General features: G+C 55.7%; 15 protein-coding genes, 1 tRNA gene and 1 pseudogene. 8 read left to right on the top strand and 9 right to left on the bottom strand.

Annotated features, from left to right (window positions below):
• Positions 1–279, top strand: a pseudogene (locus tag BF12_RS22200) (IS3 family transposase); the annotation flags it as partial.
• Positions 280–513: 234 nt separating this feature from the next.
• On the opposite strand, the gene BF12_RS0109150 reads toward BF12_RS22200, so the two are convergent.
• Positions 514–987 (bottom strand): GFA family protein, encoded by a 474-nt coding sequence (locus BF12_RS0109150; RefSeq protein WP_024952011.1) that lies wholly within the window; start codon positions 985–987, stop codon positions 514–516.
• 178 nt (positions 988–1165) lie between these two features.
• Here BF12_RS0109150 and BF12_RS0109145 point away from each other — a divergent pair, with 178 nt between their 5' ends.
• The 3 genes from BF12_RS0109145 (at position 1166) to BF12_RS0109135 (ending at position 4613) form a co-directional block, all read left to right on the top strand.
• A complete protein-coding gene (locus BF12_RS0109145; protein WP_024952010.1) occupies positions 1166–2461 on the top strand; it encodes a DUF3100 domain-containing protein in 1296 nt (431 codons plus the stop codon).
• Positions 2462–2557: 96 nt separating this feature from the next.
• Positions 2558–3724, top strand: a complete 1167-nt coding sequence (locus tag BF12_RS0109140; RefSeq protein ID WP_024952009.1) for a M20 aminoacylase family protein — start codon at positions 2558–2560, stop codon at positions 3722–3724.
• A 49-nt stretch (positions 3725–3773) separates the two neighbouring features.
• Entirely contained in the window at positions 3774–4613 is an 840-nt protein-coding gene (locus BF12_RS0109135) for an NAD(P)-dependent oxidoreductase (protein WP_051510881.1), read from the top strand.
• An 8-nt stretch (positions 4614–4621) separates the two neighbouring features.
• Here the strand turns inward: BF12_RS0109135 and BF12_RS0109130 are convergent, their stop codons facing one another.
• Positions 4622–5539, bottom strand: a complete 918-nt coding sequence (locus BF12_RS0109130; protein WP_024952007.1) for a LysR family transcriptional regulator — start codon at positions 5537–5539, stop codon at positions 4622–4624.
• A 251-nt stretch (positions 5540–5790) separates the two neighbouring features.
• On the opposite strand from BF12_RS0109130, the gene arfB reads away from it, so the two are divergent.
• The 4 genes from arfB (at position 5791) to BF12_RS0109110 (ending at position 7701) form a co-directional block, all read left to right on the top strand.
• The gene (gene arfB / locus BF12_RS0109125) at positions 5791–6204 is read left to right on the top strand and encodes an alternative ribosome rescue aminoacyl-tRNA hydrolase ArfB (RefSeq protein ID WP_024952006.1); all 414 of its coding nucleotides are present in this window, start codon (positions 5791–5793) and stop codon (positions 6202–6204) included.
• A gap of 93 nt (positions 6205–6297) precedes the next feature.
• On the top strand, positions 6298–7020 hold the full coding sequence (locus BF12_RS0109120) for an SIMPL domain-containing protein (protein WP_024952005.1): 723 nt from the start codon (positions 6298–6300) through the stop codon (positions 7018–7020).
• A gap of 59 nt (positions 7021–7079) precedes the next feature.
• Positions 7080–7382 carry a winged helix-turn-helix domain-containing protein gene (locus BF12_RS0109115; protein WP_024952004.1) on the top strand — a complete coding sequence of 101 codons (303 nt, stop codon included), beginning with the start codon at positions 7080–7082 and terminating at the stop codon, positions 7380–7382.
• 13 nt (positions 7383–7395) lie between these two features.
• A complete protein-coding gene (locus BF12_RS0109110) occupies positions 7396–7701 on the top strand; it encodes a hypothetical protein (RefSeq protein ID WP_024952003.1) in 306 nt (101 codons plus the stop codon).
• A gap of 593 nt (positions 7702–8294) precedes the next feature.
• Here BF12_RS0109110 and BF12_RS0109095 read toward each other — a convergent pair.
• The 7 genes from BF12_RS0109095 to BF12_RS0109060 form a co-directional block, all read right to left on the bottom strand.
• Positions 8295–9092: a c-type cytochrome gene (locus BF12_RS0109095; protein ID WP_024952001.1), complete on the bottom strand. Its 798-nt coding sequence runs from the start codon at positions 9090–9092 to the stop codon at positions 8295–8297.
• 164 nt (positions 9093–9256) lie between these two features.
• A complete protein-coding gene (locus BF12_RS0109090; RefSeq protein ID WP_024952000.1) occupies positions 9257–9670 on the bottom strand; it encodes a hypothetical protein in 414 nt (137 codons plus the stop codon).
• A gap of 111 nt (positions 9671–9781) precedes the next feature.
• Complete coding sequence (locus BF12_RS0109085; protein WP_024951999.1) at positions 9782–10567, bottom strand: copper resistance protein B; 786 nt, start codon at positions 10565–10567, stop codon at positions 9782–9784.
• Between the two features lie 9 nt (positions 10568–10576).
• On the bottom strand, positions 10577–12385 hold the full coding sequence (locus tag BF12_RS0109080; RefSeq protein ID WP_024951998.1) for a copper resistance system multicopper oxidase: 1809 nt from the start codon (positions 12383–12385) through the stop codon (positions 10577–10579).
• Between the two features lie 50 nt (positions 12386–12435).
• Positions 12436–13797, bottom strand: a complete 1362-nt coding sequence (locus BF12_RS0109075; protein WP_024951997.1) for an ATP-binding protein — start codon at positions 13795–13797, stop codon at positions 12436–12438.
• The gene (locus BF12_RS0109070) at positions 13784–14449 is read right to left on the bottom strand and encodes a response regulator transcription factor (protein WP_024951996.1); all 666 of its coding nucleotides are present in this window, start codon (positions 14447–14449) and stop codon (positions 13784–13786) included. The genes BF12_RS0109075 and BF12_RS0109070 overlap by 14 nt, the downstream gene beginning before the upstream one ends.
• Before the next feature lie 496 nt (positions 14450–14945).
• Positions 14946–15022 (bottom strand) — tRNA-Pro (locus BF12_RS0109060).
• Between the last annotated feature and the right edge of the window lie 14 nt (positions 15023–15036).

Below are 15036 nucleotides of genomic sequence, written 5' to 3'. Positions count from 1 at the left end.
CTGTCAGCGGCGCAGCAGTGGGTGACGCGCTTCGTGCAGTGGTACAACCACGAACACCGCCACAGCGCCATACGGTTCGTCACCCCGGGGGAGCGGCATGCCGGCCTGGATAACGAGGTGCTGGCAAGGCGAGACGCCATCTATGCCGAGGCGAAACGGCAACATCCCGGGCGGTGGAGCAGTGCCACCCGCAACTGGACACCGCGCCGGACAGTCTGGCTGAACCCCGACCAGGAAGACCCGCTGGTTCAACAGGATCAGCGATTAGAAGCCGCCTGATTACAGGTTCCAACAAGCTTGACAGACATCGGTCTCACGGCGCCTGAAATCGAAGGCTAACCTCATGAGGATCAGCAAGGCATGAAATTTGATTAAAGCCCTTGTTTTAGAAAATCTGAGAGCAATATGACGTCTAACCACGAGAAATCGAAGTACTCTTGAGCAATTCTCACCTTCAGATATATGTGCTGAGACCTTGTCTGCTTGAGGAAAAATAGACCCCACAAGATCGCTTCACGTTTGCTGAAGCCCAAGGCGCGAGTGCCATGCAGCAATACTTTCCTCGGGATATTGCGCAAAGCACTGATCATTCTCCTGTATGTCAGGTGTGACCCAATCAGCCTTACTGTCGAGCATGATATGCACGTGCTCTGGTGCACGCGGTAACGGCGTATCAATGGCGCTGGCATAAAGGTGCACTAGCGCTGGCCAGCGACTATCGAAGACCCAGAGTGAAGTCCCGCATTCACGGCAGAAATGTCGCTCGCCTATCGTCGGCTGCCCCTCGATCAGGGGGTGATATATCCCCTTGTGCTCATCACCCTCCACCTGAAGGCTTTCCGCCTCACCGCTGATATTGATGGCGTAACCGCCGCCGCCATTCAACTTTCGACAGATGGAGCAATAACAGCGCTGATAGGGATACGGATGAGGTGATTCAAGACTAAAACTCACTGCACGGCAGTGGCACGCACCTTCCAGAAACATATCGCCTCCCGGCATTGGTCATCATCGAGCGTCACAGATGCCTGCGCTCATTTTTAGAACATCTAGCGTGTTTCTTTAGCGCACCGCTCCTGACAATACTGAGTTGCTGTCATCAGTGTGAGCAAGATGCGCGGGATAGCTGATGAACAAGAACATACAATAACAACCGGAGTCTCTCATGCCCCTTAACCAACTATTGGACTGGCGGCTGCACCTGCTGGTCGTGGTGCTCTCCCTCGGAGCCGAGTTCATCGGTATCCTCAAGTTCCCTATTGGCCCTGGCACTCTGTTGCTGCTGCCATTGTTCTACGCCTTCATCGCGGCAGTACTGTGTAATCCGCATCTGTTCAGTGGCACCAAGCGCTTCATTCCTCCTGTCGTCAGCATGGCGGCAGGCCCGGTAATTCTACTGTCGATCATGCCGTTCATCGCTCGCTTCGGCTCGACCATTGGTCCGGCGATAGAGCAGTTGATCTCTGCAGGGCCGGCACTGGTGCTTCAGGAGCTGGGCAATCTCGGCACCATGTTGATTGCGATGCCGATTGCCGTCGTTGTGCTCAAGATGGGCCGCGAGGCCATTGGCGCAACCTATTCGATTGCCCGTGAACCGAATATCGCGATCATCTCCGACAAGTATGGCCTCAAGGGGCCGGAAGGCGTCGGGGTAATGGGCGTCTATGTGGTCGGCACCATGTTTGGCACCTTGTGGTTTGCGCTGATGGCGGGATATCTGACGTCGTTGGACATCTTCGATCCGCGGGCGCTGGCCATGGCCTGTGGCGTCGGTAGCGGCAGCATGGTGGCGGCCTGTTCCGGCGCGATTGCCGGGGCACTGCCGGAGATGGGCGAAGAGCTGCTGGCCTTTGCCGGTGCCAGTAACCTGCTGACCTACGCGACCGGCCTTTATGTATCGTTGTTCATTGCACTGCCCGTCGCTGAGCGTCTGTTCACATTCTTCAGTGCCAAGCGTGGCGTGGCACCAGATGCATTGGCCGAAGAAGACGCCAAGGTGGCCAAGGATGCCATGGTAGAAGAACGTCCGGAACAGCAGCTGGGCAAGACGGCCATCGTCGTTGCGGTCGTCTGTGTGGTGGGCTGGGTAGTCAACACCATCAACGGCGCCGGTCTGATCGATGCGGCACCCGGCATGTTGATCCTGTATGTGATGACGATGCTGGGCCTACTGGTTGCCCGTATCATGCCCTTCTATCTTCCAGCCATCGCCTGGGTGTCACTGGTCAGCATCCTGATGACACTGCCGTGGTTCCCGGGAAGTGGATGGATTACCGAGCAGCTCTCGTTCGTCAACTTCCTCGCCATCGTCACACCGGTACTGGCCTATGCAGGCCTGGCTCTCAGCCGTCGTGAGTTCACCATGTTCCGCCAGGCAGGCTGGAAGCTGGTCATCATCTCACTACTGGTCTTCACCGGCACCTATATCGGCTCTGCCGCCATCGCGCAGTGGCTGCTGTAACGACGACGCATGATGCGTGCAACGTGCGCGCTGATTGATCACTGACTCACTCGTTCTACCGGCGTCGACAGGCGCCGGCATCAACAGGATTTCGTCATGCAATTACCTGAGATCATCGACGACGCCCTCTTACGTAGCTGGCGTCACGAGTTTCACCGCCATCCCGAAACGGCCTTTGAAGAACATCGCACCTCCGCGCGAGTCGCCGAGATACTTCGGGCTGCCGGCCTTGAGGTCACTACCGGTCTTGCCGAGACGGGCGTGATAGCAGTGCTGGACGGCAACAAGGGACCAGGCCAGACCATTGGGCTGCGCGCTGACATGGATGCGCTGGATGTCACCGAATCCAATGCGGTGGCTCACTGCTCACATATTCCCGGCAAGATGCATGCCTGCGGACATGATGGCCATACCACGATGTTGCTGGGAGCCGCATGTCAGCTGGCGCGCCAACCGGACTTCGCCGGACGCGTGGTCTTCGTGTTCCAGCCAGCTGAAGAGAATGAAGGCGGCGGACGCCGCATGGTCGAAGATGGCCTGTTCGAACAGTTCCCGATGGATGCCATCTACGGTCTACATAACTGGCCGGGGCTTGCGCTGGGTGAAGCCGCCGTACACGAAGATGCTGTCATGGCAGCGTTTGATGTCTTCACTCTGACACTGAGTGGTCATGGCTGTCATGCCGCCATGCCGCACTTGGGTAAGGACACCATCCTGGCGGCCTGCCAGCTGGTCACGCAGTTGCAGGGATTGATCAGCCGCGAGACACCCGCACACAAGACAGCGATTCTGAGCGTGACCCAGTTCCATGCGGGCGATGCATTCAATGTCATGCCTGAGCACGTCGAGCTACGTGGGACATTGCGCTGCTTTGACCCTGAGCTGCGCGCGCACCTTCAACAGCGCTTCCAGCAGGCCGTCGAGGCAACTGCCAGCTTCCATGGCCTCAAGGTCAACTTCGATTATCAGCCACGCTATCCGGCCACACTCAATGCGCCAGGCCATGCCGAGCGTTGCGCCAGTGTGCTGGAGCAACTGCCGGGGATGCGCAAGGTGCACCGCGACCTGCCGCCGTCCATGGCCTCGGAAGATTTTGCTTATCTCCTGCAGGAATGCCCAGGCGCCTATATCTGGCTCGGCAACGGCGAAGACAGCGCCTCATTACACAATCCGTATTACGACTTCAATGACGCAGCGATACCGCTCGGCGTGAGTTACTGGACATCACTTATCCGCCGGTTGCTCGCAGCAACCTGTCCATGACGATGGTGCCCTGATGAGGCCCAGATGACTCCAATGAGAGAAACGCGGCATGAAGATTAGCGTAATCGGTTCGGGATCACTGGGAGCTCATGTGACCGAGGCTCTCCAAAGGGAGAGCTTTGATGTTGTGGCGCAAGACACTGCACACACGCTACCCAACTGCGATGTCTATCTGCTGGCATTATCGACCTCACAGCAGATACAGAAGGTACTGTCAGGACATGAGGGACTACTGCGCCTGGCCCCCATGGGCAGTGTCATCATCGATATGTCGACTGGTGATGTGAATATCAGTCGTGAGCTGGCCGTCCAGACGCGCCTGGCAGGCCACTATTGGCTGGAGGCACCGGTCAGCCATAACCCCGCTGATAATGCGGCGGGGAATCTGACGCTGTTGGTCGGCAGTGATGCCGCAACGCTCGAACGCATGGCCCCCGTGCTGGAGGCCATCTGTACCCGCTATCAGCATGTTGGCGATGCAGGCTGTGGTCACGCCGTCGTACTGGCCAACGACTATCTCCACGCCGCTCACCTCATCACGACGGCAGAGGCTGTCGCCATGACGTATCGCGCTGGCGTCGCGCCGGAGGCTTGCATCCAAGGCATCAATGTCGGCGCTGGGCGTAGTGTCGTCAGCGAGATAAATTTCCCACGTTGGGTACTCCCGGGACGCTATGACTCGGAGTTCACGACGGGGACGATGCGTCGCGATTTACGGCTGGCACGCAGCTTTGTTACCACACAGAACCTGCCAGAAGGACTCATGAAGGCAGTGTTTGAACGCTGGCAGCCACCCGAACAGTGTCCGGCTGATGACGACGACCTCAATCGCATCTGTGACCGCTGGCTCAGAGATGTACCAACCCCTCCCTCATCGACATCGCGCTAACTCTGCGCTCAAGCGTCAGGGCAGCGGAAAGACGTGATCCAGCGTTCAAGATGTCGCAATAATTGCAGGCTGGCGCGCGGCATGCGGCGCCCAATTCGCGTGATGATATGCGCGCGAGCCTCGCGGAAAGTGGTGTATTCGACGGCGCGTGCGACGAGTACCCCCTCGCTCAGCTCACGAGCCGCCGCAAAGGCCGGCAATAGCGTGATGCAGAGATGTGAGCGTGCAGCCTGCTTGAGCACTTCCATCGAATTCGTCTGCACCACTGTCTGCGGACGGACGCCAGCATCATTGAAACCATCATCCATCAACTGACGCACCCCGTGTCCCGGCCCCCATAGTGCCAGTGGGTGAGCCGCGACCTCCTCAAGCGTCAGTGCATGATGCTCCCCCGCCAGCGGGTGTTCCGGCGACATCAGTGCCATCAATGGCTGCGGGCTTGAGTGCCAGAAACGAAGCTGCGGATGGACTCGCTCGTGATACATCAAGCCAATATCCGCCTCATCCTCGACTACGGAATCGATGATGCATTGCATACTGCCGGTATCAACCTTGAGCTTGATGCCGGGATACTGCTCACGGAAGGCACGTAGTGGCGTATTGATGAGATCACCGACGAATCCTTCACCAATGATGAGCCGAATCTCACCCGTTTCAAGGCGCTGATAAGCATCCAGCTGCTCACCAAATACCTGATCAAGCTTCTCGCGTTGCTGGATGTAATCCAGCAACATTTCGCCCACGGCCGTGGGCTGAACACCGTCACGTGTTCGTTCGACAAGGGGGGCGGCAAGCGCTTCCTCGATCAGTCCGATCTGACGGCTGACCGCCGAGGGCGCAATATCGAGACGCGCCGCAGCACGCCGAATCGAGCCGGCAGCGACGGTAACCTGGAAGTAGACAAGGCGCTGATGCGGGATATCCATGAGTAGGGTCTTGTAAGTGGCAGACGGAGGCACGACGAAGCAGGCAGCGCATCGGCGCGCTTATGGAGAGGCACGATGAAGTGAAACAGAGATTATCAGATTCTGCCTCCATAAAGGCGCTGCCCTGAAGCCAAACGCTGAATGCGTTAGAATGGGGATTCAGCTTTTCGACTGCTGTCTTCAAGATCCTGTTTTTCAGGGCCTATTGCTCATGAACAGATGACGCAGCCCCAACGACAAGGAGATCCATCATGCTGACACTTTCCAGCTCGGTGACACTGGCCGATTGGGAGATTGACCTGACCCAGATTCGTGCCCAAGGCAATGGTGGCCAAAACGTCAACAAGGTGGCGTCGGCCGTCCACCTTCGCTTTGATGTCCAGCGCTCCACACTGCCGGCGTTCTACAAGGAACGGTTGATGCAGCTGTCGGACCAGCGTATCAGCAAGGATGGCATCATCATTCTCAAGGCCCAGAGCCACCGTACCCTTGAACACAATAAGGAAGATGCGCTGGCACGCTTGAAAGCGCTGATTCTGGATGCCGTCAAAGTGCAAAAAGCACGCCGTGCGACGCGCCCCAGCAAGAGTGCCAAACGACGACGTGTCGATAGCAAGACGCGCAAGGGCAAGATCAAGACCATGCGCAGCAAGGTAGAAGATTGAGACTTGTTGCTCCCTGAATTCACACAGTAAGCTCATCGCTTGAGCATAGAGACTTACCGATGCTCGCCACTCTTCTTTCAAGGATGATATTCGATGAGCCATACGCGCAGTTCTCTGGCACTCCCTTCCCTCATCATCGGTAGCCTATTGGCTGTAGGGCTGGTATGGAGTGGCAGCTATATCAAGCAAGCCGCGCAGGTATGGGAATCCTCCAGCCGCGTCGTCACCGTCAAAGGACTGGCAGAACGTGAGGTCAAGGCTGACCTGGCACTATGGCCGCTGCATTTCAGCGTCAATGCCAACAAGCTGGTCGGCTTGCATGAAGCACTGGCCAATGATGAGCAGAAGATCCGCGCATTCCTCACCACGCAGGGCTTCCCTACGGACCAGGTCAGCGTGACGTCACCGCAGGTCACGGACCTCTATGCCAACAGCTATAACGCCCAGCGTCCAGATGAGCGCTATCGCGCAGAGGCAACCGTCCTGGTCCGCTCGCCCAAGGTAGATCTGGTCAAGGACAGTGCCTCGAAAACGGGAGAGCTGGTTCGCGAAGGCATCCTGCTATCGGCTGATTATGCCTACCGCACCGAATTCCTCTTTACGGGGCTCGAAGCGATCAAGCCAGACATGATTGCCGTGGCAACAGCAGATGCTCGCCGTGCCGCGCAACAGTTCGCCAAGGATTCGGGTAGCAGCGTCGGTCATATCAAACATGCCAGTCAGGGCTATTTCTCGATCTCCGATCTCGACAGTTACACCCCGGATATCAAGCAGGTCAGAGTCGTCACCACGATTGACTACACCCTAAAGAACTAACAACGGGTGCTTGTTCATCAGCGCATACCTTCCCTTCTATTCCCACTATCGGAGCCAGCATGCCGGATACTGCCCTGAGCAAAACGCAGACTAGCTTTTACCGTCGTATATTCGTTGCCCACCTGATTGCCCATGATATCGCCAGCGTGCCCGCGATCATCGAGGCGACAGGCATGCCGAGGCGTACGGCTCAGGACACCATCACCGCACTGGCAGAGCTGGATATCGTCTGCGAATTCCAGCATGGCGAAGGTCAGCGACATAACATCGGCCACTACGTCATTCGTGACTGGGGCCCTATCAATGCACGCTGGGTGGCTGACAACGCCACCCACCTGCAACATGCACTGGGTTATGCCTGAGCGTACTGAATAAATGACGGTCGAAATATGGAATAGCGCCCTGCAGCACGGCGTGATCGCCCTCATGATTCAGCTCATGCTATGGCCGCTGTTCGGCCTCTGGTCAGCGGGAGGCATTGCCGTCGCGCTGTTCCTTGGGCGTGAAATTGCCCAACACGAATACAAGGGTAGCGGCCCCAAAATCGTCGCCTGGGATTACGGGCTGCTACACCACTGGACTCTAGATTCCTGCCTGGATATCGCACTGCCTTTTCTGTTCTGTCTTTGTCTGGCACTTGCGGTATGGGCTGCGCGACACTGGCACGCTCGCCATCAGTGATCAGCTGCCAGATATCAACATTATCAGCAAGTAGATGTTACGAGCGGCGTTTTACGCTGACGTCGTAGTGGATGCCGAGCACGACTCTTCAGGTACGCTGACAATGTCTCGGGCAATATCCCCGGGTGCTGATAAACGTAGTCTTCGGTAATGATCGACAGAAACTCTGCACTGCGTGCACCTGCCACTTCAAATCCCAGTATGAAATTTCGGGCCTGACTCACCTCAAAACAGAAATTTGGGGCATCCGCAGCACAGGTTAGCCCTCCCCGAGCCGCTCCTTGAGGATAGAACGCTCGGGGTTGAAGCGCGTTTCGGTATAAATCTCTACTATTTGCATTCTCACCTCCTATGAAGGCGAGTGAGTATATACGAGAAATCTAATGCTATCCTCATCAGGAAACTCATCCTGCCGGATGCGATAGCTCAGATTCTTGAAATCTTGATCCCGATCAATTTCGAACGTGCCTTTCAGTCACACCAGATCATTCTAGCCAACGTGTTACGACTGAAAGGCTCCTGTGGAATTGAGGGGCTGCACCAGGCATTCGGTAGCAGCGCAATGTCGACATGAGGCATTATAGGAACGAACATCAGTGGCCGTTTGCATGCTCATGGGGCTCTTGAGAGTGTAAGTCCCGAGCGGGCGCCTCATCGTGATGGCCTTCACTGCCGACGGCAGCATTCTCTTGCGCAGAAGCAACGTCTGCCACCTCTTCATGGTGAGCTTCATTGGTTGTCTCATCGTGCCCATCTGCGGAAATACCTACCGAATCGGTGTCCTGTGCCTGCCGAACCGTGTCAGTCATCGCCTCGTGATGTGAATCACCAGCATTGCTAGCGTGATGGTCACTCGATGTTTCCCCCCCACCATGCTGATGGCCAGCGCTTGACGCCACCAGTGTCTGATAACGCTGCGGGCTCATGCCCGGTAGTTCATCCATGAATGCCACCATCTGCCAGATATAGTCATCCTGCATGCTTTTACCCCAAGCAGGCATACCACTGGCTTTTATCCCATGTTTGATGATCCAGAAGTTTTCAGCGGGATTATCATTCACACCGGTTTGCCAGAAATTGGGTGGCTGGGGATATAGGCCCTGACTGAGTTCCGTTTCCGACATGCCAGGTGCGAGGTGACAACTGGTGCACATGGCAGCGTAGTTACCTGCTCCTGCCGTTATCAATGCTTCGCCCTGCAGATCTGGTATTTCAATATCCGAAGCATATCGTTCTACTGAACGAGTACGCGCCGTATCCAACAAAGCATACACCCAGCCTTCATGAGGGCTATCCGCACCGACATTGATTACACCGGAGTACACTCCTCCGGCCCCGATAGCAGCAAAAAGAGATAATGTCAGGCTTGCTGTGATCAGCACTTTCTTCATATGGTTTCTCCATACACCTTGGCAAGATAAGCACGAGGACATTTAAAAAGGCCAGCAATTGCCGGCCATCAATACGAGCATCTGTCAAGGAACTCAGGAATAGCATTTAAGCCATCATTCATAGTTACGTAATATTATATTTACGCAAACCACTCTTCTATCAATTAATTGAATGTCACTTCCAATGAATATTTATTGGTACTTTCGTCAGCAGCCCCATTGCTGGATGCACCGGTCACCTCCAGCTGATAGCGGCCAGCGACGACTGAGCGCTGCAGGACAAAATGACCATTGGCATCCATGGCTGTTGCAACGACACTGCCATCAGGTCCACGCAATGTCGCAGATATCATATTGTTCTGACTGGAAGACCCTGCAAAGTGTCGGCTTACGATTTTCAGACTGGTGGGGTGTTCAATATCAAGCTGATAGCGCTTTACCTGCCCCGCCACCAGTGCCTGAGTATCGGAAACACCCGCCGTCAGTAACGGCAGGTTACTCTGAGTATTATTGGCCTGCACTGTCATTGATGAAAATACAATACCGACTACCAGCGTCATTATCTTGGCTTTCATCATGATAACCTCTTTATGGATGTAAGGAGACTATAATCATTGAGTCTGAAATGACGCTGAATATATTTCCTGCCAGGCTATTTTTTTACTCAGCATGTAAGCCATAACGCAATATCAAAACATCAATTTCACCCCGACGACGACACCCGTATTTTCCACCTCTTCATCCTCTACGCGCTGCATATCAGCGGTCGCGCCATATTGACGCTCCCAATACATGCCGACATAAGGAGCAAATCGCCGCGTAATCTCATAGCGTGCGCGCAGTCCGATGCGTAGGGAGTTGACGCCTCTTCCGATACCCAATGCTTCTGATTCATTGGCGGCGACCACTATTTCACTGCGAGGTTGCAGGTACCAACGCTGAGTCAGTCGGACATCATGCTCAAGCTCAATGCTTGCCGTGACGATTCCACCTTCATTGAACTGAAGCGCTGCATCCGTTTCTATCCGGTAAGGTGCCGTGCCTTGGAATCCGAGGACGCCGTAGACTCTCTCCTCATGATCGTCACTGAACACGCCACCCTGGTAGCCCATACCGGCCTGAAATTCCCAGAAGTCAGCCACCAGACGACTGTACAACAACTCCAGTGACTCAAATTCGGCGTCTTCACCATCACCCTGAATATTCTCGCCTTCCGACTTCACATACAGTCGATTGACGTCACTGCCATACCAAGCCTGAAAATCCCATACCAGAGCATTATTACCCTTATCGGGACTGGCGTATTCCAGTCGATCAAACGCAGCAGACCATTGTAGATGTTCGGCCATCGGCGACGGCCAGTCATCAGGCGCGTCATAACCATCTTCAGCGTAAGCCAGTAGCGGCATGACGCTCAGTGTCGCGGAAGCAGCCGATGCAATAACGGCATGCCTTGAGATACAGATAATGGACATGTCGACTCCTCAGGAAACCTTGACCACGCGGAACATGCCCGCATCCATGTGATAAAGCAGGTGGCAATGAAACGCCCAGCTGCCCTCGGCATCCGCGGTGATCAGCGCAGAAACGCGCTCTCCTGGCTTGACGTTCAGAGTGTGCTTGCGGGGAATCATCTCACCGTGACCATTTTCCAACTCCATCCACATGCCATGCAGATGAATCGGATGCTCCATCATGGTGTCGTTGATCAGGATCAGGCGCAGACGCTCATCCTTGTTGAAGTGAATCGGGCCATTTACCTCACTGAATTTCTTGCCATCGAATGACCACATGTAGCGCTCCATGTTGCCAGTGAGATGTAGCTCCATCTCCCGTTGCGGGGGACGCTGATCAGGCCAAGGTGCCAATGCCTTGAGGTCCTGATAAACCAGTACTCGGCGCTGCTGCTGGTCCAATCCGATACCCGCTTGGTCATAACGTGCCCCCGGCTGCACGGCACCTGCTGCCAGCATGCCGGCGGCCAGTGCTTCGCCTTGTATACCGGCCATCTTGGAATGGTCCATGCCTGCCATCCTGGAGTGGTCCATACCGGCCATCTTGGAGTGGTCCATGCCGGCCATCTTGGAATGGTCCATGCCGGCCATCTTGGAAGAATCCATACCTGCCATCTTGGAGTGATTCATGCCGCCATGCGCACCCATGGCCTCCATGCCACGATCGGCAATGTCACGCCGAGCAGGAATGTTCGCTTGCATGCCCATGCGCGGTGCCAGAGTGGCGCGGGCATAGCCACTACGGTCCATCGCTTCGGCAAAGATGGTGTATGCCTTGTCATCTTCCGGCGTCACCAGCACGTCATACGCCTCGGCAACACCAATGCGAAACTCATCGACCGGCACCGGCTGAACGGGCTGACCGTCAGCGGCAACTACTGTCATCTTGAGTCCAGGGATACGCAGATCGAAGTAGCTCATGGCAGAGCCATTGATGACACGAAGACGCACGGTCTCACCGCGGCGGAATAGGCCGGTCCAGTTCTCGTCAGGCGCATTGCCATTGAGTAGATAGGTATAGGTGCTGCCGGTCACATCGGAGATGTCACGTGAGCTCATGCGCATCTCAGCCCACATACTGCGCGCCTCGACGGTATCTTGCAGACCATTGCGGCGCACATCGGCGAAGAAGTCCGCCACGGTGCGCTCCTGGAAGTTGTAATAGCCTTCCATGGTCTTGAGATTACGGAAGACGTTCTTGGGATCCTCGAATGTCCAATCGGTCAGTAGTAATACGTGCTCACGGTCATACTGAAAGGCGTCGGGAGTTGCGGCATCAATGATCAGCGGTCCCGCGTGCCCCTCCTGCTCTTGAAGGCCCGAGTGGCTGTGATACCAATAGGTACCGCTCTGCGTGACAGGGAAACGATAGGTAAAGGTGTCACCGGGGGCGATACCCGCAAAGCTGATTCCTGGCACACCATCCATTTCAGGCGGCAGAATGATGCCGTGCCAGTGGATCGAGGTAGGTTCATCCATCAGGTTGGTCACCCGGATCACTGCCTCTTGTCCTTCCTTGAGGCGCACCATCGGGCCAGGGCTACTGCCATTGATGGTGATTGGCCGGGTACGCTGACCCGCGACCAGACGATCTTCCCGGCGGATGGCCAACGCAATCTCCGGACCGGATTCGACCGTTCGGGAAGCCGCTGCTGCACGCCCCAAGGGCGATGCCCAGGCAGGTGTCATGCCCAACGCCATTGCCCCCAGGCCCAGCGCTGAACTCGTTTTGAGCAGCTGCCGGCGGGAAGTGGAAAACGTGGATGTCGTGCCCTTCATGGCCATCTCCAGTAATAAGTCATGATGCGATGACACCACGCCAACCTGAATCAAGCCTGAATAGGTGTTGGCTGATTGACGGGGAGAGTCATCTCGACCCGCAATCCTCCTTCGGGGGCGCTGGAATAGTACAGTTGGCCTGCATAGTGCGTCACGAGCTGGGCGAGAATGGATAACCCAAGCCCATAGCCAGGATAACGCTCATCCAATCGACGACCACGCTCCCCCAATCGATCATGCTCCTCATGTGGCACACCGGGACCATCATCGTCCACCGTCAGCTTTAGCGTGGTCGCGTTGATCGCCAACCGACAACGCACCTGCTGACGTGACCACTTGCCAGCATTATCGAGCACAATGCCCAGCATTTCAGTGAAGTCCTGAGTTTCGATACTGACCCAGCTAGACGCTCCACTACTCGACTGGCCCACTTCACTACTGGCCACCTCAAGACTGAACCTTCGTTCTGGATACAGTCCGCAGAACATCTCTATCAACCGTTCAGCTTCTTCAACGGGACGTGTCGCCTGGCCAGCCCGCGGACCTGCAATGCGTGCACGTTGTAATTCTGCAGCCAGCTGCGCATGTAACGACTCGACACGCGCTAGCATTTTAGTACGCCGCACATCGTCAATCGGCCGTCTACCTCGTAATACCTGAGCCAGTGCTGCCAAGGGCGTCTTGAGAGCATGCGAGAGATTGGCGACCGACTCACGCGAGCGCGTCAGGCGTCGGTCGAATTCATCCAACAAATGATTGAGCTGCGTGACTAGCGAATCGAGCTCCGAAGGAGCCTCCAGCGCAATTCGCTTACGGCGACCGGCCTGTAACTCTTTCAACTGATGCCCTAACGTCATTAGAGGCCGCAGACCACGTCTGACAGCCAGCAAGTTGAGAGAGACCAATACGCCCCATAGCAGGATAGCCGTGCCCCCTATCCACCAGTGCACACGATCAAGACCTTGCTGCACGGGCGAAAAATTCTCAGCGATCAATAGCTGTGCCGATTGGCCTTGCACCTGGAAGGTATGGCGATATACCAGTAGTGGATGCTGCTGATCCTGAAGCGTGAACAGCGCATCACTGCCTGCCAGCAGTGGCATCAGTGTCGTGAGCATGGCGGGATGCGAGGTGCTGGTCTGACCTGCAGTGCGCAATACATAGAAGTGGTGGAAAACCTGATATTCCTCACGCGCCGCTGTCAGGAGCTCGACTGCAGGTCGATCGCCCTGCTTGAGCAATGTCACGACATGCGTCGCTTCATCCTTGAGGCGTTCGCCCAGAAAATCCTGTGCCAGCTGATGCAGAAAGAAGCCATGTAGATACCAGGCCAGTAGAACGACAGCCAGTGCCACGCCGCCCAACCGAGTGAGCAAACGAAAACGAAGGCTGCGGCGGTCAATGTGAAGCAAGTAGATACCCCTGTCCGCGGCGCGTCACGATCAATTCGCGACCCAATCGTCGACGTAGTTTGGCGATATAGACTTCTACCAGGTTGGGCGCGGCAGCATCTTGATCAAGGGCATACAGCTGGTCCAACAGCTGCTCCTTGGAATGCACCCTGTCCGGGTGATGCATCAAATAACGTAACAACCGGAACTCGGTAGCGGTCAGTGGCTCCCACTGCCCTCCATCACGACTCACACTTTGCATCTGCTCATCCAACTGAATGCCGCTGACTTGCAAATACGGGGTGCTCCCTCCCGTGTGACGTCTGAGTAGCGCATGGAGTCGTGCCAATAATTCAGCTTCATGAAAGGGTTTGGTGAGATAGTCATCTGCTCCGCCACGCAGCCCGACCACCTTATCTTCCCAGGTATCGCGCGCGGTCAGGATAAGCACCGGAGTATCACGGTGCTGCTGACGCCAGCGTGCCAAAAGATCCAGGCCACTACCGTCGGGTAGACCCAGATCGAGAATCGCCAGCGCATATTCCTGCGTTGCCACAAAGGTTTCCGCCTCTTTTATTGAGGCCGCAATATCCAGTCGATAGCCATTGTCTTCCAGCATTTCAGCCAAACTATCGGCCAGCAAGTCATCGTCTTCGAGCAAGAGCAGTTTCATGTCATCCATCCCGGGACGTCAGGGGGTGCCGATGCCTCACGACTTTGTCAGCGTGGGTAGTCAGTATGCCTTCTTTTACATCCTCTACCTGAATGCAGGCTGAAAGAAAGTAACGTGACAAATAAGAGACAGACATGGAAATGCCGGTGTGATCATCACTGAGAAAACAGCGTAGCCCAGCATTGCACCAGACCCGCTGAGCCATCTCTTGCCGGACTGATGACTACCGATAGGTGGGAGTTGCGCGATTTGTCTGCCACGGCATTTAGTATCCAAAGCCAAGGCACGAGTTTATGGCGTCCTACCGTACACTGGGAGCTTGGCATCTCTACATGAGCAGCTGATGTCTGCATCCCTGATATTCCGGCGAACAAGTACATATCAATACCCTTGATAAGAGGCCTTGATATGCCGCTGGTGACTCTTCAATACCTGCTCTGATTAGCATAAAAAAAAGACCACCCGGAAGAACCGGATGGTCTTTTTTACTTGATTCTGGTCGGGACGACAGGATTCGAACCTGCGACCTCTGCAACCCCATTGCAGCGCGCTACCAAGCTGCGCCACGTCCCGACTATGGTCTGAAA

The organism is Cobetia crustatorum (assembly GCF_000591415.1).
Lineage (GTDB): Bacteria > Pseudomonadota > Gammaproteobacteria > Pseudomonadales > Halomonadaceae > Cobetia > Cobetia crustatorum.
This window is presented reverse-complemented; position numbering and strand designations above follow the sequence as displayed.